This window comes from Luteimonas sp. A277, from assembly GCF_054052045.1.
Window position 1 is genome coordinate 180,536 of sequence record NZ_JBSVRG010000007.1, and the last position, 23,339, is coordinate 203,874.

Annotated in this window: 11 protein-coding genes and 2 tRNA genes; 11 read left to right on the plus strand and 2 right to left on the minus strand. The window is 67.7% G+C overall.

Annotated features, from left to right (window positions below; translation table 11 throughout):
- The first annotated feature begins 3 nt into the window (after positions 1 to 3).
- From lexA to ACW7G2_RS08925, 7 genes are all read left to right on the plus strand, one after another.
- Entirely contained in the window at positions 4 to 678 is a 675-nt protein-coding gene (gene lexA / locus ACW7G2_RS08895; protein ID WP_456974852.1) for a transcriptional repressor LexA, read from the plus strand.
- A 187-nt stretch (positions 679 to 865) separates the two neighbouring features.
- On the plus strand, positions 866 to 1,915 hold the full coding sequence (recA, locus tag ACW7G2_RS08900; protein WP_456974854.1) for a recombinase RecA: 1,050 nt from the start codon (positions 866 to 868) through the stop codon (positions 1,913 to 1,915).
- Between the two features lie 76 nt (positions 1,916 to 1,991).
- Positions 1,992 to 2,540, plus strand: coding sequence for a regulatory protein RecX (locus tag ACW7G2_RS08905; RefSeq protein WP_456974857.1), 549 nt, complete (start codon positions 1,992 to 1,994; stop codon positions 2,538 to 2,540).
- Positions 2,541 to 2,683: 143 nt separating this feature from the next.
- On the plus strand, positions 2,684 to 5,317 hold the full coding sequence (gene alaS / locus ACW7G2_RS08910) for an alanine--tRNA ligase (RefSeq protein WP_456974859.1): 2,634 nt from the start codon (positions 2,684 to 2,686) through the stop codon (positions 5,315 to 5,317).
- A 145-nt stretch (positions 5,318 to 5,462) separates the two neighbouring features.
- On the plus strand, positions 5,463 to 5,663 hold the full coding sequence (gene csrA / locus ACW7G2_RS08915) for a carbon storage regulator CsrA (protein ID WP_456974861.1): 201 nt from the start codon (positions 5,463 to 5,465) through the stop codon (positions 5,661 to 5,663).
- A 79-nt stretch (positions 5,664 to 5,742) separates the two neighbouring features.
- Positions 5,743 to 5,835 (plus strand) — tRNA-Ser (locus ACW7G2_RS08920).
- Positions 5,836 to 5,913: 78 nt separating this feature from the next.
- Positions 5,914 to 5,990 (plus strand) — tRNA-Arg (locus ACW7G2_RS08925).
- 82 nt (positions 5,991 to 6,072) lie between these two features.
- Here the strand turns inward: ACW7G2_RS08925 and ACW7G2_RS08930 are convergent.
- On the minus strand, positions 6,073 to 6,642 hold the full coding sequence (locus ACW7G2_RS08930; RefSeq protein ID WP_456974863.1) for an exonuclease domain-containing protein: 570 nt from the start codon (positions 6,640 to 6,642) through the stop codon (positions 6,073 to 6,075).
- Positions 6,639 to 7,091, minus strand: a complete 453-nt coding sequence (locus tag ACW7G2_RS08935; RefSeq protein WP_456974865.1) for an AAA family ATPase — start codon at positions 7,089 to 7,091, stop codon at positions 6,639 to 6,641. The genes ACW7G2_RS08930 and ACW7G2_RS08935 overlap by 4 nt, the downstream gene beginning before the upstream one ends.
- On the opposite strand from ACW7G2_RS08935, the gene ACW7G2_RS08940 reads away from it, so the two are divergent.
- The 4 genes from ACW7G2_RS08940 to ACW7G2_RS08955 all read left to right on the plus strand — a co-directional run bounded on the left by ACW7G2_RS08940 (position 6,991) and on the right by ACW7G2_RS08955 (position 23,306).
- Positions 6,991 to 7,794 carry an EcsC family protein gene (locus ACW7G2_RS08940; protein ID WP_456974867.1) on the plus strand — a complete coding sequence of 268 codons (804 nt, stop codon included), beginning with the start codon at positions 6,991 to 6,993 and terminating at the stop codon, positions 7,792 to 7,794. The genes ACW7G2_RS08935 and ACW7G2_RS08940 overlap by 101 nt on opposite strands.
- Positions 7,795 to 7,947: 153 nt before the next feature.
- The gene (locus ACW7G2_RS08945; protein WP_456974869.1) at positions 7,948 to 8,610 is read left to right on the plus strand and encodes a 4'-phosphopantetheinyl transferase family protein; all 663 of its coding nucleotides are present in this window, start codon (positions 7,948 to 7,950) and stop codon (positions 8,608 to 8,610) included.
- 88 nt (positions 8,611 to 8,698) lie between these two features.
- Positions 8,699 to 10,132: a TIGR03013 family XrtA/PEP-CTERM system glycosyltransferase gene (locus ACW7G2_RS08950; RefSeq protein ID WP_456974871.1), complete on the plus strand. Its 1,434-nt coding sequence runs from the start codon at positions 8,699 to 8,701 to the stop codon at positions 10,130 to 10,132.
- Between the two features lie 94 nt (positions 10,133 to 10,226).
- A complete protein-coding gene (locus ACW7G2_RS08955; RefSeq protein ID WP_456974873.1) occupies positions 10,227 to 23,306 on the plus strand; it encodes an amino acid adenylation domain-containing protein in 13,080 nt (4,359 codons plus the stop codon).
- The last annotated feature ends 33 nt before the right edge of the window (positions 23,307 to 23,339 follow it).

Genomic DNA, 23,339 nt, shown 5'->3' on the forward strand with positions numbered 1-23,339 from the left:
CACATGCAGATCACCGAAACCCAGCGTAACGTGCTTGCCCTGATTGCCGAGCGTATCGAGGCCGAGGGCATGCCGCCCTCGCAGACCGAGATTGCCCGCGCTTTTGGCTTCAGCGGCGTGCGTGCGGCCCAGTACCACCTGGAGGCGCTGGAGGCCGCAGGGGCGATCGAGCGCATCCCCGGCCGGGCCCGCGGCATCCGCCTGCTGGTCACGCCGGAGCAGCCACAGCGCAGCTTTGATCTGGGAACTGTCACCCCGCCCGCCCACGACAACGCGCTGCGCCTGCCGGTGCTGGGCGAGGTGGCGGCAGGCAGGCCGATCAGTGCCGGTGCGCCGGACTCCTTTTCCTCCTTGGAGGCGGACGATTACCTGATCCTGGACCGGGTGCTGTTTTCGCCCGCGCCGGATTACCTGCTCAAGGTCAAGGGCGATTCGATGCGCGACGAAGGCATCTTCGATGGCGACTTGATCGGCGTGCATCGTACCGGTGACGCCCACTCCGGCCAGATCGTGGTCGCGCGGGTGGACGAGGAAATCACCGTCAAGTTGCTCAAGCTCGGCAGCGACCGGATCCGCCTGTTGCCGCGCAACCCCGACCACGCGCCGATCGAAGTGCTGCCGGACCAGGACTTCGCGATAGAAGGCCTGTACTGCGGACTGGTCAGGCCGAACCGGTGAGGCGGGCCGTCGCCCGTCCTGTTTCCCCGGCACGTGGCGCGGTCTTTCCCTACCCGGTGCAGCGGCGTTCCCGCCTCGTTGCAGACCGGCGCCTTGTCCAACATCAATCCGTGGTCGCAGCCTGTGCGACCCGCCCCCGATAGATTGCCCATCAACCGGATCAACATCATTGCAGAGGAAAGCCAAAATGGACGAGAACAAGAAACGCGCGCTGTCAGCCGCCCTGGGCCAGATCGAGAAGCAGTTCGGCAAGGGCTCGGTGATGCGCATGGGCGACGGCATCCAGCAGGCGTTCGAATCGATTCCCACCGGCTCCCTGCAGCTTGATCTGGCGCTGGGCATTGGCGGCTTGCCCAAGGGCCGGGTGGTGGAGATCTACGGACCGGAGTCGTCCGGCAAGACCACGCTGACCCTGCAGACCATCGCCGAATGCCAGAAGCAGGGCGGAACTGCGGCCTTCATCGACGCCGAGCATGCGCTTGATCCCGGCTACGCGGCCAAGCTGGGGGTCAACGTAGACGACCTGCTGCTCTCACAGCCCGACACCGGTGAGCAGGCACTGGAGATCGCCGACATGCTGGTGCGTTCCAACGCCGTGGACATCGTGGTGATCGACTCGGTTGCCGCGCTCACACCCAAGGCCGAGATCGAAGGCGAGATGGGCGACCAGCTTCCCGGCCTGCAGGCGCGGCTGATGAGCCAGGCGCTGCGCAAGCTGACCGGCAACATCAAGCGCAGCAACTGCATGGTGTTCTTCATCAACCAGCTGCGCCACAAGATCGGCATCATGATGCCGGGCCAGAGCCCGGAGGTCACTTCCGGCGGCAACGCGCTCAAGTTCTACGCCTCGGTGCGGCTGGACATCCGCCGCATCGGTGCGATCAAGAAGGGCGATGAGGTCATCGGCAACCAGACCCGGATCCGGGTGGTCAAGAACAAGATGGCCCCGCCGTTCAAGCAGGTGATCACCGAGATCCTCTACGGTCAGGGCATCAGCCGCGAAGGTGAGCTGATCGACATGGGCGTGAACGAAAAGCTGGTGGAAAGGGCGGGTGCCTGGTACAGCTACGGCGAAGAGCGCATCGGCCAGGGCAAGGAAAATGCCCGTCAGTATCTGAAGGACAATCCCGAGCTCGCCGCCCGCCTGGAAGCCCAGATCCGCGAGCGGCTGATGCCCAAGCCCGTTGTCGAGGCGGAGAAAGACGAAGCAGCCCCGAAAAAAGAGGCCAAGGCCTGAGTTTTGTCCGGTCTGTTCTGTCCAATGATGGTCCTGGTTGGCCGGCACAATGCCGGCCGGTTGACAGGAGGGGGCAATGTCCGAGGCTGACGAGCGCCAAGGCGGTCCTGGCAGCGATGATCAGGACGCGGCGGATGCGGGCCCAGTCAAGCGGCGCCGTCGCAGGCCCGAACCCAGCCCGGCCCAGCGGGCGCTCAGCCTGCTGGTGCGGCGCGAACATTCGCGCCGCGAGCTGGAGCGTAAATTGCAGGCGCGTGGTGTGGGCGCGGAAGAAGCCGCCGAGGCGATCGAGCGCATGCGCAGCGAAGGCTGGCAGGATGACACCCGCTTCGCGGTGAGCCTGGCCCGCAGCCGCGCCGGTACCGGCTATGGTCCGCTGCGGATCCGCCAGGAGCTGGAAATGCACCAGCTGGATGCGGGCGCGGCGGATGCGGCATTCGAGACGCTGACCGAGGACGGCGAAGACGACTGGCAGGGCAAGGCCAAGGGCCTGATCGAGCGGCGCTACGGCTCGCTGGAGGACGCCGACCGGGCGCGCCGGCTCAAGGCGGCTGAGTTCCTGCTCCGGCGCGGATTCGATGTGGAAACCGCGCGGCGGAGCACGGGTTTCATGCCGGAGGACTGACCAGAGCGGCATCGGGTCGGGGGTGGGCGCCAGCCGCACGCGCTCCTGTTAACCTAGGCGTTTCGGGTAGTCAGCTCCACGTCATGGCCGCATCTGGAATCGGTCGGGCGCCGGAACGGCGCCCCTTCACATTTGCCGACTCCATGATGAAAACCACCTCCGATATCCGCCGGGAATTCCTCGATTTCTTCCGCGAGCGCGGCCATACCATCGTGCCCTCTGCGCCGCTGGTTCCTGGCAACGATCCCACCCTGCTGTTCACCAACTCGGGCATGGTCCAGTTCAAGGACGTGTTCCTGGGCGCCGAAAAGCCGGGCTATGTGCGCGCTGCCGATGTGCAGCGCTGCCTGCGTGCCGGCGGCAAGCACAACGACCTGGATGCGGTCGGTTACACCGCCCGTCACCACACCTTCTTCGAAATGCTGGGTAACTGGTCGTTCGGTGATTACTTCAAGAGGGATGCGATTGTCTGGGCGTGGGAGCTGCTGACCACGGTGTGGGGACTGCCGCCAGAGCGACTGCTGGCCACTGTCTATCACACCGATGAGGAGGCCTACGCCATCTGGCGCGACGAGATCGGCCTGCCGCCCGAGCGCATCATCCGTATCGGCGACAACCTCGGCGCGCCCTGGGCATCGGATAATTTCTGGCAGATGGCCGATACCGGTCCCTGCGGTCCCAGCAGTGAGATCTTCTTCGATCACGGCCCGCATATCCCGGGTGGTCCGCCCGGATCGCCTGACGAGGATGGCGACCGCTTCATCGAAATCTGGAACCTGGTGTTCATGCAGTTCGATCGCCAGCCCGACGGCAGCCTGCAGCCGCTGCCGGCGCCTTGCGTGGATACCGGCATGGGCCTTGAGCGCATCGCCGCGGTGCTGCAGGGCGCGCACAGCAACTACGAGATCGACCTGTTCCAGACGCTCATCGGGCGGACAGCCGAGCTGACCGCTACGACCGATCTGGACAACAAGTCGCTGCGGGTCATTGCAGACCATATCCGCGCCAGCGCCTTCCTCATTGTTGACGGCGTGCTGCCTTCCAACGAAGGGCGCGGTTACGTGCTGCGCCGGATCATCCGACGCGCTTTGCGCCACGGCTGGATGCTGGGCGTGCGCGAGCCCTTCTTCCACCGCCTGGCGGCAACCGTCGACGAGCTGATGGGCGTGGCCTATCCCGAACTGCGGGCGCAGCTTGCCACGGTGGAGAAGGCGCTCAAGGCGGAGGAAGAGCGCTTTGCCGAGACCCTGGACGCCGGCATGCGGATCTTCGATGAGGTCGCCGAGCGCAGTGGCGGCCGCATTCCGGGCGCTGACGCGTTCCGGCTGTACGACACCTATGGTTTTCCGCTGGACCTGACCCAGGACATCGCCCGCGAGCGCGGCCTGGAAGTGGACCTCGCCGGCTTCGAGACGGCCATGGAAAAGCAGCGCGAAACTGCGCGCGCCGCGGGTCGGTTCGGCGGTGGCACGGTGCTGCCAGCCGAGTTGGTGGCCCAGCTACAGCCGACCGCGTTCCTCGGCTATGACCAGGTGCAGGCCGAAGGGCTGCAGGTGCTGGCCCTGCTGCACGACGGCCGGCCGGTCGAGGTGATTCAAGCCGGTGACGAGGCAGTCGTGATTCTGGCCAACACCCCGTTCTATGCCGAGTCGGGCGGGCAGGTGGGCGATACCGGTCAGCTGCTGGACGAGGGTGTCAGCTTCCACGTGGACGACACGCGCAAGCTTGCCGGCCAGTTCCACGGCCACTTCGGTCGCCTGCAAAGCGGCACGCTGCGCGTCGGGCAGGAACTGTCGGGCACCATCGACGCGTCGCGCCGCGCCAGCATCGTGCTCAACCACAGCGCCACCCATCTGTTGCACGGCGCGCTGCGCGGCCTGCTGGGCACGCACGTGGCCCAGAAAGGCTCGCTGGTGGCACCCGACCGCCTGCGCTTCGACTTCTCCCACTTCAATCCGGTCACTGCCGAGGAGCTGGCAGAGGTCGAGCGCCAGGTGAACCACGAGATCCGTGCAAACCATCCCGTCGTCATCGGCGAGATGGGCATGCAGGAAGCCATGGATGCGGGCGCCATCGCCCTGTTCGGGGAGAAGTACGGCGAGCGCGTACGCGTGGTGCAGATGGGCGGATCGGTCGAATTGTGCGGCGGCACGCACGTGGGCCATACCGGCGACATCGGCTTGTTCAAGCTGGTGTCGGAAGGCGGCGTGTCCGCTGGCGTGCGGCGCGTGGAGGCGCTGACCGGGCAGGCAGCGCTGGATCATGTCACCGGCGGCGAGCAGCAGCTCCAGCAGGCTGCCGGCTTGCTGGGAGGCACTGTTGGCGAAGTGGGTGACAAGCTGCGGGCCCTGCTGGATCGGCAGAAGAAGCTTGAGCGCGAACTGGCCGCGCACAAGGCAAGGGCGGCAACCGACGTCACTGCCGAGCTTGCCGCCGGCGCGACCGAAATCCATGGGGTCAAGGTACTGGCCGCACGGCTTGAGGGGCTGGATGCCAAGGCGCTGCGCGATTCCGTTGATCAGCTCAAGGACCGGCTCAAGGACGCGGTAGTGATCCTGGCAGGCGTCAGTGACGGCAAGGCCTCGCTGATCGCCGGGGTAGGCGGGAGCGCGAGTGGCCGTATCAAGGCCGGCGACTTGTTGCGGCACGTGGCCGGGCAGATCGGCGGCAAGGGTGGCGGGCGGCCTGATCTGGCCCAGGGAGGCGGGCCGGACGGAGCGGCGCTGGTCAAGGCCCTCTCGCAGGTGAACGGCTGGGTGAAAGATCAACTCCAGTAAGCGGAGCGTTACTTTTTGCCTATCTTCCGACGCGTCGCGACCGGTATCATTACCCTTTGTCGTTAACTGAATTGCAGACCGCACGAGGGCAGGATCGCCCGGTGCGGTTGCTGGTGGATCCTGCCACCAGTCCTTGGAGAGTTCTATGTTGATTTTGACGCGGCGCGTGGGGGAAACACTGATGATCGGTGACACCGTCACGGTCACGGTTCTTGGCGTCAAGGGGAACCAGGTCCGGATCGGGATCACCGCGCCGAAGGACGTTGCCGTCCATCGCGAGGAGATCTACCAGCGGATCCAGCGCGACGAGGCAGGTGGCGAAGCCCCCCCGGACCCCGAATCCTGAAAAAGGTTTGCCGCGCAGCGGCTGACCCGGTAACATTCTGCGCCTGCCCGCTGCGGTTGCAGTGCGCAGGGAACATTTCGGAGAGTTGCCCGAGCGGCTGAAGGGGCTCCCCTGCTAAGGGAGTATAGGGTTTATAGCTCTATCGAGGGTTCGAATCCCTCACTCTCCGCCAGTTTCAAGGTTTCACTGAAACGGCTTTGACTGAAACGGCGTTGACGAAAACGACAAGACGTTTCATAATTCCGCTTCTGCGCCCGTAGCTCAGCTGGATAGAGCACCAGGCTACGAACTTGGGGGTCGGAGGTTCGAATCCTTCCGGGCGCGCCATACAACGCAAAGGGTCAACGGATAATCTCCGTTGGCCCTTTTGCTTTTGGGTCCTCTTACCATCTGCGATCCAGACAGGTCATCATCCCCCGCATGGCGGCGGGAAGTCCCGCGACGTCCCGTACATCAGCGGCATCAACCGGGCGATGTTCCGCGCGTCGTCGATGGCCCGGTGGTGCGTGCCTTGGAACGCCAGTCCGGCGATGCCCAAAGCCGTGCCGAGACCCGGACGACGGGGCAGCTTGAGGCGCTTGGTGAAACGGTCCTTGAGGTTGAAATGGGGCGCCTGGATCGGAAAGCCGATGTCATGGAAGTCGGCGTCCTGCTGGATCTGGCGGCGATCGTAGTTGCCCCACGAGCCCCAGGCCGTCCGGCGGATCGGGCGGAGCCAGTCCTGTAGCCGTGCCACGACGTCGACGAAGCCGGGGGCAGGGTCGAAATCAGCCTGCGTGATCGAAGTCAGCTGCGTGCAGAACGGCGTCAGCCGGGGATGACGCACCGGGCGTACGAACGCATTGAACTCGTCGCTGACCAGCCAGGTGCCAGGCTCGAGCAGCACCGCGCCGATCTCGATGATCTCCATTTCGTCGCGCGGAACCGATCCCTGGTCGTCACAGGTGGCCTCCAGGTCAAGCACCAGGTAGCGCCTCATGCGAGTTCTACCGCTGGCGTGGGGTCGTACCGCACCGCGCTCGCCTTCTTGATCTCGTCGATGATGATGACCGGATTAGCGATATCGGTGCCGATGAACGCCTCCACGATCCGGCCGGGGCGGGCACTGGACCAGCTTGCGGTGCTGCCGGAAAGCACGAACGAGGCGGTGACCTTGGGCATCACGATCATGGTCGCCGGAAGGCCAAGTGCCTGTGCAACCTGTCGCGCCCACCAGGACTTGCCGCAAGCGGGCGGACCCGACAGGAGGATCGGGGCGGGGCGAGGCGGGGCGGGGCGGGGCGGGCCGGCCAGTGCAGCTTCACGCTGCGGGCAGTATTCTGCCGCGATGAACCAGATGATCCCGACCCTGGGCGACGGTGAGCTCGAAGAGCTGAAGCGGGCCCGGGATATTCTTGAAAATCCCGGTCTGGCAGCGCAGCTGGCCAACGTGGTTGGCGCGCCGATGGAGTATGTGTTGGCCCGGCGCCTGCCGTCTTCGGTTACCCGGCTGATAAACACCGCCACGCGCAAGTCGCTGGAGCAGGCGCTGCGCGTGGCCACGGCGACCCTGCGTCGCGGTGAGCTGCACGCGCCGGCCCGCACGCGCACCCACGCTTGGTTGGCCGCGGCGACCGGCGCGGCGGGTGGGGCCTTCGGTCTGGCGGGCCTGGCGGTCGAGCTGCCGGTGACCACCACGATGATCCTGAGATCGATCGCCGACATCGCCCGCAGCCGGGGTGAGGACCTGGACGATCCAGCGGCCGCCCTGGCGTGCTTTGAGGTGTTGACGATGGGCGGGCGCAGCGCCTCCGACGACGGCGCCGAGTCCGGCTACTTCGCTGCCCGCGCGGTGCTGGCACAGCAGGTGGCGGCTGCGGCCGAATACATCGCGGTGCACGGGGTGGTGAACAACACCGGTCCGGCGATCGTGCAGCTGCTGGCGTCGGTAGGTTCGCGATTCTCGGTGACCGTCAGCCAGAAGGTTGCGGCGCAGGCCGTGCCCATTATCGGCGCGGTCAGCGGCGCCACCCTCAATACGCTCTTCATGCGTCATTTCCAGCAGATGGCCGAAGGGCACTTCACCATCCGCGCGTTTGAACGTAGTCACGGGGCGATCGCGGTGCGCGAGGCGTACGAAGCCTTGGCTTGAGGCGCGTTGCGCTGCGGTGTCCGGGGTGGTGGGCCGATTACGTAATCGGATGACATGGACGGTGGCGAGACAAGCGTGGACCTGGGTGAGGCGTTCCGTTCGGGATTGCGGCGGGCGGGCTTTATCGCCGGATCCGGGTCCCGGGTCCAGGTCATGCTGTTCATCACGCGTGAGTGGCTGGGATGGCTGGCGGGCGCTGCCGCACTTCTGGACGCGGCTGACCTGGCGCGTGTCCAGCGGCGGCGCAACCCGCATGAGCGCGATGAGCTGACGCTCTGCTACGCGATCCACCGGCTGGTGATCGGGACACACCTGGGTATCGAACCGGTAACGGTACCGCTGGTGCGCGATGCGCTGGGTTGCCCTCGGGTCCCCGGCACCGGCGTGAGCACCAGTCTCAGCCATGCCGGGGGCGGGTTTGCCGTGGCGCTGTCCACGGCCGGCCCGGTCGGGGTCGACATCGAACCTGCCGACCGCGCCGGCGTGATGCCCGAAATCGCCGAACGGGTGGCGCATCCGGATGAAATGGCTGCCCTGGGTCGTGAGTCGACGCCCGCGGTTGACCGGTCACTGCTCGCGCTGTGGGTTCGCAAGGAGGCGCTGCTGAAGGCGGCGGGTACGGGGATGGCGCGCGAAATGCACACCTTCTGCGCTCCCGAGAACGAGGTCCTGGTGCTGGCACCGCCCGGACCGGCGCTGGCCCGGCTGCAGGCGCTCGATCTTGGTGGAGGCTGGATCGGAGCTGTGGCCGCGCCCCCGGGAATCCTGGTGGAATACGCCAGGCTGCGTCCGTTCTGGCCGCTGCGTCAGCGTTAGTCCGTTGGATTGTAGTGGGGACTGAGTGGGCGGCTGGTTTGCCCCCCGGGGACCTCTCAATCGTACGGAGAACTGGCGGAGGCGGCTCATGGGCGCGACTGCGGAAAGTCGCAAGGTGCGGGCGTTCCGGACGCTGTGGCTGGCGGAAATGCTGGCCCTTGTCGCTGCGGTAGCCGTGGCAGCGGAACTGCCCGGTCTCTTTACCGCAGCAGCCGTGGAAGCGGAGTTGCCGGAGATCACCCGGTTCATGGGCCCGGCAACCTCCTTCGGCGAGGCAACCATCCGGATCCTGCCGGTACTCCTGTTCGTGACCGGGGCGATGGCCGCATTCGGGCTGTACCAGGTGCACGCCCGCCACGGCCGCGGTGATTTCGTATTCCGGCTGCTCCTGTCATTCGCAGCCGCAGCCATTGGGCTGTTCGTGCTGCATCAGCTGGTGGCAGCCACCTGGATCGAGCCCGGCATCCTCGCGATAGCGCTGTTGTTGGGCCTGTGGGCTGTCGTGGGGCTGCGCGTGATCACGCGGCGGTATTTTGGCAGCACTGCCTTCAAGCGCAGGGTCCTGGTATACGGCGCGGGCAGGAATGCCGACCTTATCAACAGCAGGCTGCGGCGCGACAGCGACCGGCAGTCGTTCGTCGTGGTCGGCTTCGTCCCGGTCCCCGGCCAGGTGACCGCGGTTGCACCGGAATTGTTGATCGAGGCGCCAGACGGGATCCTGGAGCTGGCCAGCGCACTGCGTGTGGATGAAGTGGTGGTGGCCCCGGACGAGCGCCGCGGCGGGTTGCCAATGCCGCAGCTGCTGGGCTGCGCACAGAGCGGTGTCGTCGTGTTGGATCTGTCGACCCTTTTCGAACGTGAGGCCGGGGTGGTCAACGCGAACGTGGCGGACCCTTCCTGGCTGGTGTTCTCCGGGGGGTTTGACCATACCGCGGCGCGGCGGCTGACAAAGCGGATATTCGACGTCACTGCCGCCGTTGCCCTGCTGCTGGCCGCCTGGCCGGCGATGTTGCTGGTGGCGCTCGCGATCCGGCTGGAGTCCGGGAGCCCGGTGCTGTACCGGCAAACGCGCGTCGGCGAGAACGGCCACTGCTTTGAGCTGGTGAAGTTCCGCAGCATGCGGCTGGACGCCGAAGGTGATGGTGTCGCGCGGTGGGCTTCCAAGGACGACGATCGCAGCACGCGCCTGGGCCGCTTCATCCGCACCACGCGGCTCGACGAACTGCCCCAGTTGTTCAACGTGCTGCGCGGTGACATGAGCTTCGTCGGGCCCAGGCCGGAGCGCCCGCAGTTCGTAGACATGCTCGCCGAGCAGATCCGCTATTACGGCGTTCGCCACTGCGTGAAGCCGGGGCTGACCGGCTGGGCACAGCTGCGCTATCCCTACGGTGCATCCGTCCGCGACGCCGAGGAGAAGCTCACCTTCGACCTCTATTACGTCAAGAACCAGCGGCTGGTGTTCGATCTGATGATCCTGCTGCAGACGGTGGAAGTCGTGCTGTTCCGCAAGGGTGCGCGGTGAGCGGGCCGGCGCGTCGGCGCAGCACGGCATGTACCGCACGACGTTGGCCGCTGTGGCCAGTGGCCGGCGTTTGAGCTTGGACAGGAGGGTAGACGTGAGCAATGCCGGGAACGTACTTGGGCTTTTCCATGCGGCGGTCGACGCGGACCCCACCGCGCCCGCTGTTTCCTGGCGATCGGCCGACACCAGCTACCGCGAGCTGGACGAACGCTCCAACCAGGTGGCCAACGCGCTGATCAGCGGTGGCGCGCCGAAGGGCACCATTGTTGCCATCCTGCTGGACAATCCGCTTGAGCAGATCATTGCCACTTTGGGCTGCCTGAAGGCCGGATGCGTCTTCGCCTCACTTGATGCCACCTGGTCTGAGCGCCGCCTGCTCGACATGCTGGGCACCATGCGCGCGCAGTGGCTGATCCTGGAGGCCGCCACCGCTCCGGTTGCCGCCGGGCTGATGCAGGCCCACCGCGTGGGCACCATCGTTTCCATGGACACGGACGGTTTGCTGGCCGGGCAGTTTGCCGGGCAGCCGGTCGAGGTTCTGCAGCCATCTGCCTGCGCCCGGCAGGCGGAATCCGTGTCGACCCAGCCCGACGATCCCTGCTACGTCTACTTCACCTCCGGCTCCACCGGCCGGCCCAAGGGGATCGTGGGAAGGATCCGTGGACTTGCCCACTTTATCGAGTGGGAGATCGGCGAGTTCAAGCTGGGGCCCGGCTCACGCATCAGCCAGCTGAGCGGGCCTGCATTCGACGTGTACCTGCGTGACGTGTTTGCCGCGCTTTGCAGCGGCGGCACCGTATGCATTCCCCCGGCCGGGCGCCTGCCAGCGCCGGTGGAACTGGCGGACTGGATCCAACGGGAGCGGATCACCCTGGTCCACTGTGTCCCTTCGGTATTCCGCATCCTGCTGGCCGCCGACCTTTCTCCGGAGAGCTTCCCGGCACTCAAGCTGGTGCTGCTGGCGGGCGAGAGCCTGGCGCCTGCCGACGCCAATAACTGGATCGCCCTGTTTGGTGAACGGATCCGCCTGGTCAATCTGTACGGACCCACCGAAACCACCCTGGCAAAGTTTTTCCACCGGCTGCCGGCGACTCCGGTCGATGGCACGTTCGTCCCGATCGGCAAGCCGATCCCCGGCGCCCAGGCGCTGTTGCTGGACGGAAACCTGGAGCACTGCCCACCGGGGGAAATCGGCGAAACGTTCATCAGCACGCCCTACCGGAGCCTGGGTTATTGCAACGAGCCGGGGTTGACCGCAGCGGCGTTCCTCCGCAATCCGTACGGCAACGGCCCCGACGACCTGCTCTATCGCACGGGGGATCTTGCCCAGCTCATGCCGGATGGCAACTACCGGTTTGCCGGCAGGAGGGACTTCCAGGTCAAGATCCGCGGCAACCGCGTCGAGCCCGGCGAGATAGAAGCGCACATGCGCGAATGCCCCGGCGTCCGCGAGGCGGTGGTGGTGGCGCGCGAGGACCGGCCGGGCGACGTGCGGCTGGTGGGCTACTACGTACTGCGTGCGGCGGCTGCCGGCGAAGAGGTCACGCCGGTCGGCCTGCGCTCGCTGCTGGCCGGCAGCCTGCCTGCGTACATGGTCCCGGACCTGTGTATCGCCCTGGAGCGGATGCCGCTGTCGGTGAATGGAAAGCTGGACCGTGCCGCACTGCCGGCCCCGGGCAGTTCACGGCCCGATCTGGCGGTGGCATACGCGCCCCCGGTCGGAGCGCGGGAACAGCAGGTGTGCGCGGCGTTCGCGGCTGTCCTGTGCATCGAGCGGGCCGGGCGGCACGACAACTTCTTCGACCTTGGCGGCAATTCGATGTTGGCCGTTCAACTGCTCGGGCGCCTGCAGCAGCACGCCGAAAGGCCACTGCCGGCGACCCTGATCTACGCGCATCCGACCCCGGCATCATTTGCCGCTGCGCTGGTGCAGGGAGCGGCGACGGACGTTGGCCAGCGTCGCTTCGCCGGTGCGCGTCGCGATGCGCCGGGCGCTGCCGGACAGACGGGGCCGGCACACGAGCCGGTGGCCATCATCGCGATGGCGGGGCGTTTCCCCGGCGCCGCCGATGTGGAGGCGTTCTGGGACAACCTGTGTGCCGGGCGCGATTCGATCACCGTCTTTGCCCCCGACGAGCTTGACCCGTCCGTTGCGCTGGCCGATCGAATGCATCCGTCCTACGTGACCGCGCGCGGGATCATCGAAGACGTGGAGCAGTTTGATGCCGCTTTTTTCGGCATCAGTCCGCGCGAAGCCGAGCTGATGGACCCGCAGCACCGGATCTTCCTGGAGCTGTGCTGGGAGTGCATGGAGCGCGGTGGGGAAATACCCGATGCCTCCACCGTGCCGGTGGGCGTGTTCGCCGGCACTTACCATTCGACTTACCTGCGGCGGCATGTGGCCGCGCATCCGGAACTGGTGGACGAGGTCGGGACCTACCAGGTCACGCTGGCCAACGAGAAGGATTACATCGCCACCCGCGTTGCCCACAAGCTGAATCTCACCGGGCCCGCGATCAGCATGTACACCGCCTGCTCGACTTCGCTGGTGGCGATCTGCCAGGCGATGGACAGCCTGCGCGCGGGCGCGTGCGACATGGCCCTGGCCGGCGGCAGTTCGGTGGTGTGTCCTCCGCGCAGCGGGCACATCTACCAGGACGGGGCAATGCTGTCCCCCGATGGCCACACCCGCACGTTCGACGCTGCGGCCAAGGGAACCGTGTTCAGCGATGGCGCCGCGGTGGTGCTGCTGAAGCGGCTCTCCGACGCGATCAGGGACGGCAACCCCGTCTATGCGGTGATCAAGGGTGGTGCAGTCAACAACGATGGGGGCGGCAAGGCCAGCTTTACCGCGCCAAGCAGCGACGGCCAGGCCGCGGTGATTGCGATGGCTCACGCCAGGGCGGGGGTGTCGCCGCGCGACATCAGCTACCTGGAGGCGCACGGCACCGCGACCCCGATGGGCGACCCGATCGAGATCGAAGGGCTGGTGAAAGCGTTCCGTCGTGGAACCGCCGATAACGGCTTCTGCAGGATCGGTTCGGTCAAGAGCAATTTCGGGCACCTGGTGATCGCCGCCGGCGCCGCGGGCGTGATCAAGACCGCGCTGTCGCTGGCAGAACGCAGGCTCCCGCCCAGCCTGCACTTTGAACATCCCAACCCCGCCATCGATTTCCCCGCGACGCCGTTCGTGGTCAACGCCGCCATGAGCGAATGGAGCGACGCGGACGGACCGCTGCGGGCGGGCGTGAGCTCATTCGGCGTCGGTGGCACCAATGCGCACGTGGTGCTGGAACAGGCGCCCGTGCTCCCGGCATCCGAGCCGGGCGAAGGCCCCCAGCTGCTGGTGCTGTCGGCCCGCTCACCCGCTGCGCTGGGCACCGCCGCCACGCAGCTGGCGGACTTCCTGGAAAGTGCAAAGGACATCAACCTCGCCGACGTGGCCTGGACCCTGGCGGCCGGGCGCAAGGCGTTCGCGCACCGCGCCGTGGTCGTGGCGTCGGAGGCAACGGCAGCGGCTGCCGCGTTGCGCAGCCCGGAGCTGGCTACCACCATCAGGCGCAGCAGGCCGGCCAGGCATCGTGAGGTGGTGTTCATGTTCCCTGGCCAGGGATCCCATTACGCCGGCATGGGGCGTGCCCTCTACCAGGCCGAGCCCGGGTTCGCCGCAGCTTTCGACCAGTGTGTCGAAGGCCTGAGCACCGGGCGCGGCTTGGACCTGCGCGCGCTGGTGTTCGGAGACGATCCGGCGGCCCTGCTGCCGACTGGAGTGATGCAGCCGGCCATCTTCTCGATGGAGTACGCGCTGGCGCGGCTGTGGATGGAGCGCGGTCTGGAGCCGGTGGCGATGATCGGCCACAGCTTTGGCGAGCTGGTCGCGGCAACCCTTGCCGGGGTGTTTTCACTGCCCGACGCGCTGCGCCTGGTGGCGCTGCGCGGGGCGCTGATGCAGGCCCAGCCGACGGGCGGGATGCTGACGGTGAGGATGGCCAGTGACGAGCTGCTGGCGCGCCTGCCACCCGGGCTGTCGCTGGCGGCGGAAAACGCGCCGGGAGCCAGCGTGGCATCCGGTCCGACGGAGGAGGTTGAGCGGCTGAAGGCGCAGCTGGACGCGGAAGGCGTGGCCTGCCGCATGCTGCAGACATCGCACGCGTTCCACTCGAAGATGATGGAGCCGGTGGTCGCGCCGCTGCTGGCCGAGATCGAGGCGATCCAGCGTTCGGCCCCCATGCTGCCGCTGGTGTCCACGGCCACCGGCGAGTGGCTGGATGCCGACACGGCCAATTCCCCGGAATACTGGGCGCGCCACCTGCTGGAGCCGGTCCGCTTCGCCACGGCGCTGGGCCGGGTGCTGGAAACGCCCGGCCGCGTACTGCTCGAGGTTGGCACGCGCACCACCCTCACGTCCCTGTCGCGACAACATCCGGCCCTGCAGCAGCAGGGGGCTACGACGGTGGCGTCGCTGGCTGATTCCCCGGCGAACGAGATCTCCTCGTTTCGCCTGGCGGCCGGACAGCTGTGGGCACAGGGCGTGGACCTGGACCCGGGCATGTTCGATCGTCGCAATGTCCGCCACCGCCTTCGCCTGCCGACCTATCCGTTCGAGCGCAAGCGCTTCTGGGTGGAAGCCGCACCCGCAGTGGCTGTGGATCACCGCCAGGCGCAGGCAGCGCCGGTGATCGCCAGGGCAGTGGATACTCCGGCCGAAGCGGTCATGGCCCAGGAAGGCGCTGCCGGGCAAATGGAATACGCCGATCGCCAGGCACGGCTGCTGGCGCAGCTCAGGACCCTGTTCGGCGGGTTCCTGGGCATGGAAATCGACATCGAGGACAATTCCACCAGCTTCGTCGAGCTCGGCCTGGACAGCCTGATGCTGACCCAGGTGGCAAGGAAGCTGCAGGGCACTTTCGACGTGCCAGTGACGTTCCGGCAGTTGATGGGCGAGTCCGGATCCCTGGAGCGCCTGGCGGCGTGGCTTGACCGGGAACTGCCGGCCACAGAGTCGTTGCCCCAGGGTCCCCGGCCGGCCGAAGCCGGGCCGGATGACGGGCCTGCCGCAACGGAGGCGCCGACGACGGCATCGCAGCAGGAAATCTGGCTGGCGGGTGAGATGGGACGGGAGGGGGCGCTCGCCTTCAACCTGTCTATGTCGTTGCGCATGCGCGGGCGGCTCGACGTGCAGGCGCTGCGATCCGCATTGAAGGATCTGGTTGCACGGCACGATGCGCTGCGCTCCCGCCTGTCCACCGATGGGCAGACCCTGCACGTGCTCGACGACGCCGGGATCGACCTGAAGATCATCGACCTTACGGCTCTGGACAACGAGACGCGTGAGGCCCGGCTCCAGGAGCGCGTGCGCCTGGCGGCCGAGGAGACATACGAGCTTGATGCCGGCCCCCTGTTCCGCGCGGAGCTGCTGCAGCTGGAGGACGGCGAACACCTGCTGTTGCTGGCTGCGCACCACGTCATCTGCGATGGCTGGTCGTGGGGGTTGGTGGTGCGTGAGCTGGGCGTGCTGTACCGGCGCCAGCTGGGCGAGCCGAGCGAGGCACTGCCAGAGCCGGCCAGCTTCCTGGACTACGCCAGGAACGAAGCCACGCGGACCCGCGAGAGCCTCGACAGCGCGGACGAGGCGTATTGGCTGTCGCGCTTCCAGACGCCGCCGGCGCCGCTCGACCTGCCGGCCGACCGCGTGCGGCCGGCGCGGCGCAGCTTTGTTTCCGCGCGCGTGGACCACACGATCGACGAGGCGTTGCTGGATGCCGTGCGGAGCATGGGCGCCAGCCGCGGTGCCAGCCTGTTCGCGACGCTGCTGGCAGGGCTCTCCGGGCTGCTGTCGAGGCTGTCGGGCCAGTCGGACATCGTCATTGCGATCCCGGCCGCGGGGCAGCCTGCGGAAGGACACGAGAGCCTGGTCGGGCACTGCGTGAACACGCTGCCGCTGCGGTTCGATGTCGATCCGTCCAAACCATTCCCCGACCTGGTGGAGGACTCCCAGGCACACCTGCTCGATGCCATGGAGCATCGGCGCTGCACGTTCGGCACGCTGCTCAGCAAGCTGCGCATCGCCCGCGATCCGTCGCGGGTGCCGCTGGTCAGCGTCATGTTCAATCTGGAGCAGGCGTACGAGAAGGAGAAGGATGCTTTCCCGGGTCTGGCGATCGAGGCTGGGCACAATCCACGCAGTTTCGAGGCGCTCGAGCTGTTCGTGAACGCAGCCCGGGTCGGTGACGGCCTGCGCCTGGAGTGCCAGTACAACCGCGACCTGTACGACGAGGGCACCGTGCGCCGCTGGCTGCGCGCCTACGAAGCACTGCTGCGCGCGGCAGTGGATCAGCAGTCCGTCGAGTTCGGCGACCTGCCGCTGGTGGATGCAGTGGAGCAGGCGGAGCAGGCAGCTTTGCAGCCGGTCCCGGTTCCGTTCGAACGCGACCGGCTGATGCACGAGTATTTCGAGCTGCAGTGCGACCGGTCACCCGACCGGATCGCGGTCAGCTTCGGTGCCTCCAGTTTCAGCTATGCAGAGCTGGAAGAGCGATCGAACCGCATTGCCCACCTGCTGCGAAGCCACGGCGTGCGCCGCGGCGCGCTGGTGGGCCTGGCGGTGGATCGCGGGTTCGACATGCTGGCTGCGCTGCTCGGGACGCTCAAGGCGGGCGCCGGCTACGTTCCCCTGGACCCGGGATTCCCGCATGAACGGCTGGCCTATATGGCGGCCGATGCCGGCCTGGCAGCGCTGCTGACCACGCGTGAGCACGCGAGCGTCTTCGACCTGCAAGGCCGACCGGTGCTGGTGCTGGATGAATTGGAGACGGCGCTCGGCGCAGCCCCCGGTACCCGCCTGGGCCGCGATGCAGGCGCCGCGGAGCCGGAGGGGCCCGCCTACGTGATCTACACCTCGGGGACCACTGGCCGGCCGAAGGGCGTGCAGGTGCCGCATCGTGCGGTTTCCAACTTCCTGGTCAGCATGCGGCACGAGCCCGGGCTGTGCGCCGACGACCGGCTGCTTGCGGTGACCACGCTGTCTTTCGACATCGCCGTGCTGGAGCTGTTGCTGCCGCTTGGCGTGGGCGCGACGATCGTACTGGCCGATGAACTGACCGGGGCCGACGGTTTCGCGCTGGCCGGGTTGCTCGCCAGCAGTGCCGCCACGGTGCTGCAGGGCACGCCTTCGACCTGGCAGATGCTGCTGGAAGCCGGTTGGCAGGGCGCGCCGGGATTCAAGGCGCTGTGCGGTGGCGAACCGCTGCAGCCGGAGCTCGCCACGCAGCTGCTTTCGCGATGCGGTGAGCTGTGGAATCTCTACGGCCCGACCGAAACCACGGTGTGGTCGACCGTCGCCCGGATCCTGCCTGCATCGGATGCGGGTGGCAGGCCCGACGTCGGCATCGGACACCCGATTGCGAACACGCGTATCTGGATGCTGGATCCACGTGGCGGACTCTGTCCCGCCGGCGTGGCTGGTGAGATCGCCATTGGCGGCGAGGGGGTGACGCTGGGTTACCTGGACCGTCCCGAGCTGACCGCCGATCGCTTCGTCACCGACCGTTTCAGCACCGACATGGGGGCAGGCCCGGGCCTGCTTTACCGCACCGGTGATCTCGGCCGCTGGCGCGCCGACGGGCGGCTCGAACACCTCGGTCGGCTTGATTTCCAGGTCAAGATCCGCGGCCACCGGATCGAACTGGGTGAAGTGGAGGCAGTCCTGGCCCAATGCCCCGGCGTAGCGCGGGTGACCGCGGTGGCGCGGGAAGACCGTCCGGGTGACGTGCGCCTGGTCGCTTACATGGTGGCGCAGGCCGGCGCGGTGATCGGCGTAGCAGCCTGCATGGCGTACCTGCGCCAGCAGGTGCCGGACTACATGGTGCCGCAGCATCTGGTCACAGTGGCCGAAATGCCGCTGCTCCCCAATGGCAAGATCGACCGCGGTGCGCTGCCCGCGCCGCTGGCCCCGTCGACGAGTGCGACCCCCTCGCGCAAGCCGCGCAGCGAAGCCGAGGAGCGTATCGCCGCGATCATGGCCGGCGTGCTGGGGGTGCCCTCAGTCGATGTGGAAGACGATTTCTTCGCCCTTGGCGGACATTCGCTGCTGGGCGCGCGGCTGCTGGCCCGCATCGGGCGGGAGTTCGGGGTACAGCTGTCACTTGACGCGCTGTTCGCGGCATCCACCACCGAGCGGCTCGCGGAACAGGTCGAGGCGGGCGGAAACCCGCACGTGGAGCGCGAGGAGATTGCCCGCCAGCCGGACCAGTCACAGGCGCCCCTGTCGAGGATGCAGCAGCGCGTGTGGGTGCAGGAGCAGCTTCTTCCCGGCCAGGCGGCTTTCACCATCACCACCGCCCTGCGTCTGACCGGGCCGCTGGACGTGCGCGCGCTGGAGTCGGCGCTGGCCGAAGTAGTGCGGCGCCAGCCGACGCTGCGTACGGAGGTGAGCGAGTGCGACGACGGGGAGGTGCAGCGTGTCCTCGAGCAGATGAAGGTGGTCCTGCCACTGGAGGACCTGTCCAGCCTGCCGCCCGCCGACATCGAGGCCGAGGCCACGCGGCGGATGGTTGAACTGTCCACGCTGCCCATCGCCCTGGATCAAGCTCCGCTGTTCCGTGCCCGACTGTTCCGGCTGGGTGCGCGGACGCACGTATTCTTCTTCATGGTGCACCATGCCATCTGGGACGGCGTGTCGCGGAATCTGTTTTGCGCGGAGCTGGCGGCCGTGTATGCGGCCATGAGCGAAGGGCGGGACGCGGATCTTCCGGAGCTGGAACGCAGCTACGTGGACTTCGTCCACTGGCACCTGGCGCGGGCGGAATCCCCCGAGGCGCGCAGGCAGCTCGCGTTCTGGAAGGAGTCGCTGTCCGGGGAGCGGGCACCGCTGCAGCTGCCCGAGGATCTCCCGCGGCCGTCCGTGCCGACCGGGCGCGGCGGCTCGGAGCCGGTTCGACTCGACGCTCCGTCGCTGGCCCGTCTGCGTGAGGTGGGGGCGGGCGCCGACGCCAGCCTGTTCATGACCCTGCTTGCGGCGTACTTCACCTGGCTGCATCGCATGACCGGCCAGCAGGACCTCCTGGTCGGCGTGCCGGTGCGCGGGCACGTGTCCGAGGCGATGGACCGCGTCATGGGCTTCTTCGTCAACATCCTGCCGGTCAGGGTGCGCGTCGATCCGGACATGCCGTTCGTGGAGCTGCTCAAACACGTGCGCCGCGCGGTGCTCGATTGCTTCGCCAATCCGGATCTCGCCCTGGAGGACCTGGTGAGGGAGCTGGGCCTGCCGCGCGACCCAAGCCGCAGCACGATCTACCAGGCGTTGTTCTCTTTCCAGGAGGCCGGCCACGAACCCGCTTGGGGAGCGCTGACCTGCGAACGGATGAAGTTGCCGCACACTTCCGCCACCACCGACCTGGCGCTGTGGTGCCAGGCTGATGGGCGCGGGCTGGTGGCCACCCTGAACTACAACGCCGACATCATCGCCCCGGGGTCGGCCGCGCGCATGCGCCGCGGGTTCGAGGCGCTGCTGGCGTCGGTACACACCGGGCCGGAGACCCCCGTCGGCAAGGTCGACTGCGTGGGTGCGGCGGATGGTGGGCCGCAAGGATTGAACGCCGCCAGTGAACCGCTGGAAGCGGCGACCGCAGCCATCCACATCGATGGCCAGGTGACAGGTGGTTCACAGCCGCAGACGCGCAGCGAATTCGAGCAGCGCATCGCTGCGATCATGGCGGACGTGCTGGGCGTTCCGCGCGTCGACGTTGATGTCGATTTCTTCGCCCTCGGCGGGCATTCGCTGCTGGGTGCGCGGCTGTTGGGGCGCATCAGGCGGGAGCTCCAGGTGCAACTGCCGCTGGGTGCCCTGTTCAAGGCTTCCACGGTGGAGCAGCTGGCGAAACTGGCCATGGTCGCCCGCGGCGGCGAGCTGGACCCGGAGGAGATTCCCCGCCAGGCGGACCAGTCGCTGGCTCCGCTGTCACGGATGCAGCAGCGCGTGTGGGTCCAGGAGCAGATCCTGCCGGACCGGGTGGCTTACACCATCAACTCTGCCTGGCGCCTGAGTGGGCGCCTGGACGCCCAGGCGCTGCAGTCGGCATTGGCTGAAGTGGTTCGTCGCCAGCCGACGCTGCGCACGCAACTGGAGGACACGGACGGGGTGGTGGTGCAGCGCGTGCTTGAGCACGTGGCGGTGTCCTTGCCGGTGGAAGACCTGTCCATGTTGCCGCCCGAGGATGTCCGCAGCGAAGCCACGCGTCGGATGGCGGAGCTGTCCACGCAGCCCATCGCCTTGGACAAGGCACCGTTGTTCCGCGCCCGCCTGTACCGGCTTGACGCGCAAACGCATGTGTTCTTCTTCATGGTTCACCACGCCATCTGGGACGGCGTGTCGCAGAACCTGTTCGGCGCGGAACTTGCCGCGCTGTACGCGGCCCTGAGCGAAGGACGGACTGCGGACCTGCCGGAGCTGGAACGCAGCTATGTGGACTTCGTCCACTGGCACCTGGCGCGGGCGGAGGGTGCGGAGGCGCGCAGGCAGCTGGCGTTCTGGAAGGAGTCGCTGTCCGGGGAGCTCGCACCGCTGCAGCTCCCCGAGGATCGCCCGCGGCCCTCCGTGCCGACTGGGCGCGGTGGCTCCGAGCCCGTTCGACTCGACGCACCGTCGCTGGCGCGGCTGCGCGAGGTCGGCGCGAGCGCCGACGCCAGCCTGTTCATGACCCTGCTGGCGGCGTACTTCGCCTGGCTGCACCGCATGACCGGCCAGCAGGACCTCGTGGTCGGCGTGCCGGTACGAGGCCACCTCTCCGAAGCAATGGACCGTGTCATGGGGTTCTTCGTCAACATCCTGCCGGTCAGGGTGCGCGTCGATCCGGAGATGCCGTTCCTGGAGCTGCTCAAACAGGTGCGCCGCGCCGCGCTGGATGCTTTCGCCAATCCGGATGTTGCCCTGGAAGACCTGATGAGAGAACTGGGGCTGCGGCGTGACCCTGGTCGCAGCCCGATCTACCAGGCCGTGTTCTCGTTCCAGGAGGCCGGCCCTGCGCCTGCCTGGGGCACGCTGGCCAGCGAGCCGCTCCAGCGGCCACACACCTCCGCCACCACCGACCTGGCGCTGTGGTGCCAGGCCGATGGACGCGGGCTGGTGGCCACCCTGAACTACAACGCCGACATCATCGTTCCAGAGTCCGCCGCGAGCATGCGCCGCGGGTTCGAAGCGCTGCTGGCCTCGGTGCATGCCGGGCCGGAGATCGCCGTGGGCGATATCGACTGCCTGGGGGCGGAAGATCGCCGTGCGCTGGAGGAATGGAACGCGACCAGCGTGCCCCTGCAGCCGCCGGCCAGCGTCCACGCGATGGTCATGGCGCAGCTGCGCGCCACGCCAACGGCCGCTTCGATCCATTTCGAAGGCCAGGTGACGACCTGCTCGCAGCTGCAGGCGCGCAGCGAGCGCATCGCTTCGGCGCTGGCGGCGCGCGGCGTCACCAGCGGCGACCTGGTGGGCGTGTGCCTGGATCGCGACGTCGATCTGGTCGCGGGCATGATCGGGGTGCTGCTGGCCGGCGCCGCCTATGTGCCGCTGGACCCCGCCTATCCGCCGGACCGCTTGCGCTTCATGGCCGAGGATGCCGACTTGAAGCTGGTGGTCAGCAAAGGCGACCTGGCGGCGCCGCTGCAGTGGCCGCGGGAGCAGCAGCTGCTGCTGGACGCCGATGGTGCGCAGATCGCGTCAGCGACACCCGCCGTCTTCCCGGAGGTGGGGCCCGATGCGCCGGCCTACGTGATCTACACCTCCGGGTCGACCGGAAAGCCCAAAGGCGTGAGCGTGCCCCATGGGGCCGTGGTGAACTTCCTGCGCAGCATGCAGCGCGAGCCGGGCATCGTGCCTTCCGACCGGCTGCTGGCGGCGACAACCACGTCTTTCGACATTGCAGTGCTGGAGCTGTTCCTGCCGTTGGCCGCCGGTGCGAGCATCGTCCTGGCCACGCGCGAACAGCTCTTCGACGGCGCGGCGCTGGCACGTCTGCTGGATGCCAGCCAGGCCACGCTCCTGCAGGGCACGCCGTCGGTCTGGCGGCTGCTGCTGGAGACAGGGTGGCGGGCGCGCCCGGGTTTGAAGGCACTGTGCGGCGGTGAGCCGCTGCCGGAGGACCTGGCGCGGCAGCTGCTGGCCCAGGGCGTCGAGCTGTGGAACATGTACGGCCCGACCGAAACCACGGTCTGGTCCACCTGCGCCCGGGTGCAGGCGCCCGAACGCGGTGGCGCACTGGATATCCACATCGGCCGCCCGATCGACAACACCACGGTGTGGGTGCTTGATGCACGCGACCGGCCCTGTGCGCCCGGAGTGCCCGGCGAGATCCACATCGGTGGAGCCGGGATGAGCCTGGGCTATCACGACCGCCCGGAGCTCAACGCCGAGCGCTTCATTCCCAACCCGTTCCCGGGCGTGGCGCGGTTCAATGGGTCCACGCTTCCAGCGCTGCTCTACCGCACCGGCGACCGCGGGCGCTGGCGCCACGATGGCGTACTCAGGCACGAAGGGCGGCTGGATTTCCAGGTCAAGCTGCGCGGCCACCGGATCGAGCCGGGCGAGATCGAGACCCTGCTTGTGGCCCGCAACGAGGTGGCCCGTGCTCTGGTGATGGTGCGCGAGGATCGGCCAGGTGACGAGCGGCTGGTGGCCTATGTGGTCGCGGCCACCGGTGCTGGGATTGAGGACGATGCGCTGCGCAGCCATCTGCGTGGCCTGCTTCCCGCCTACATGGTGCCGCAGCACTTCGTCGCGCTCGCTGCCCTGCCGCTGCTTCCGAACGGGAAGGTCGATCGCAATGCGCTGCCGGTACCGTCAGCACATGCCGTCCAGGCGCCGCGGGAAGTGGCCGGGGTGACCGATCCGCGCGTGCTCTACCTGTCTGAAGTCTGGTCGCGCCTGTTGGGAATGTCCGCCGGCCCGGAGGACAACTTCTTCGACCTGGGAGGCCACTCCATGCTGGCAGTGCAGATGGCGAACCGCGTCGAGCGGGAAACGGGCGTGCGGATCAAGCTGATCCGGCTGGGGGCCGAAACCCTGGCGCAGGTTGCGGAGGGACTTCCGATGTCCGCGGACGGGGCCGAAAAGGCGTCCGGTTTCCGGGCGCGGATAGGCAACAGCGTGCGGCGCCTTTTCAAGCGCACGGCGGACTCGCCGCAGTGATGGCGGCGGGGCGAACGGCTACGCGATGGATGA

Coding starts and splice junctions, on each gene's coding strand:
- ACW7G2_RS08930 (WP_456974863.1), bottom strand. CDS start 6,642: ATGAGGCGCTACCTGGTGCTTGACCTGGAGGCCACCTGTGACGACCAG.
- alaS (WP_456974859.1), top strand. CDS start 2,684: ATGATGAAAACCACCTCCGATATCCGCCGGGAATTCCTCGATTTCTTC.
- recA (WP_456974854.1), top strand. CDS start 866: ATGGACGAGAACAAGAAACGCGCGCTGTCAGCCGCCCTGGGCCAGATC.
- ACW7G2_RS08945 (WP_456974869.1), top strand. CDS start 7,948: ATGCTGTTCATCACGCGTGAGTGGCTGGGATGGCTGGCGGGCGCTGCC.
- ACW7G2_RS08950 (WP_456974871.1), top strand. CDS start 8,699: ATGGGCGCGACTGCGGAAAGTCGCAAGGTGCGGGCGTTCCGGACGCTG.
- ACW7G2_RS08905 (WP_456974857.1), top strand. CDS start 1,992: ATGTCCGAGGCTGACGAGCGCCAAGGCGGTCCTGGCAGCGATGATCAG.
- ACW7G2_RS08940 (WP_456974867.1), top strand. CDS start 6,991: ATGAACCAGATGATCCCGACCCTGGGCGACGGTGAGCTCGAAGAGCTG.
- lexA (WP_456974852.1), top strand. CDS start 4: ATGCAGATCACCGAAACCCAGCGTAACGTGCTTGCCCTGATTGCCGAG.
- csrA (WP_456974861.1), top strand. CDS start 5,463: ATGTTGATTTTGACGCGGCGCGTGGGGGAAACACTGATGATCGGTGAC.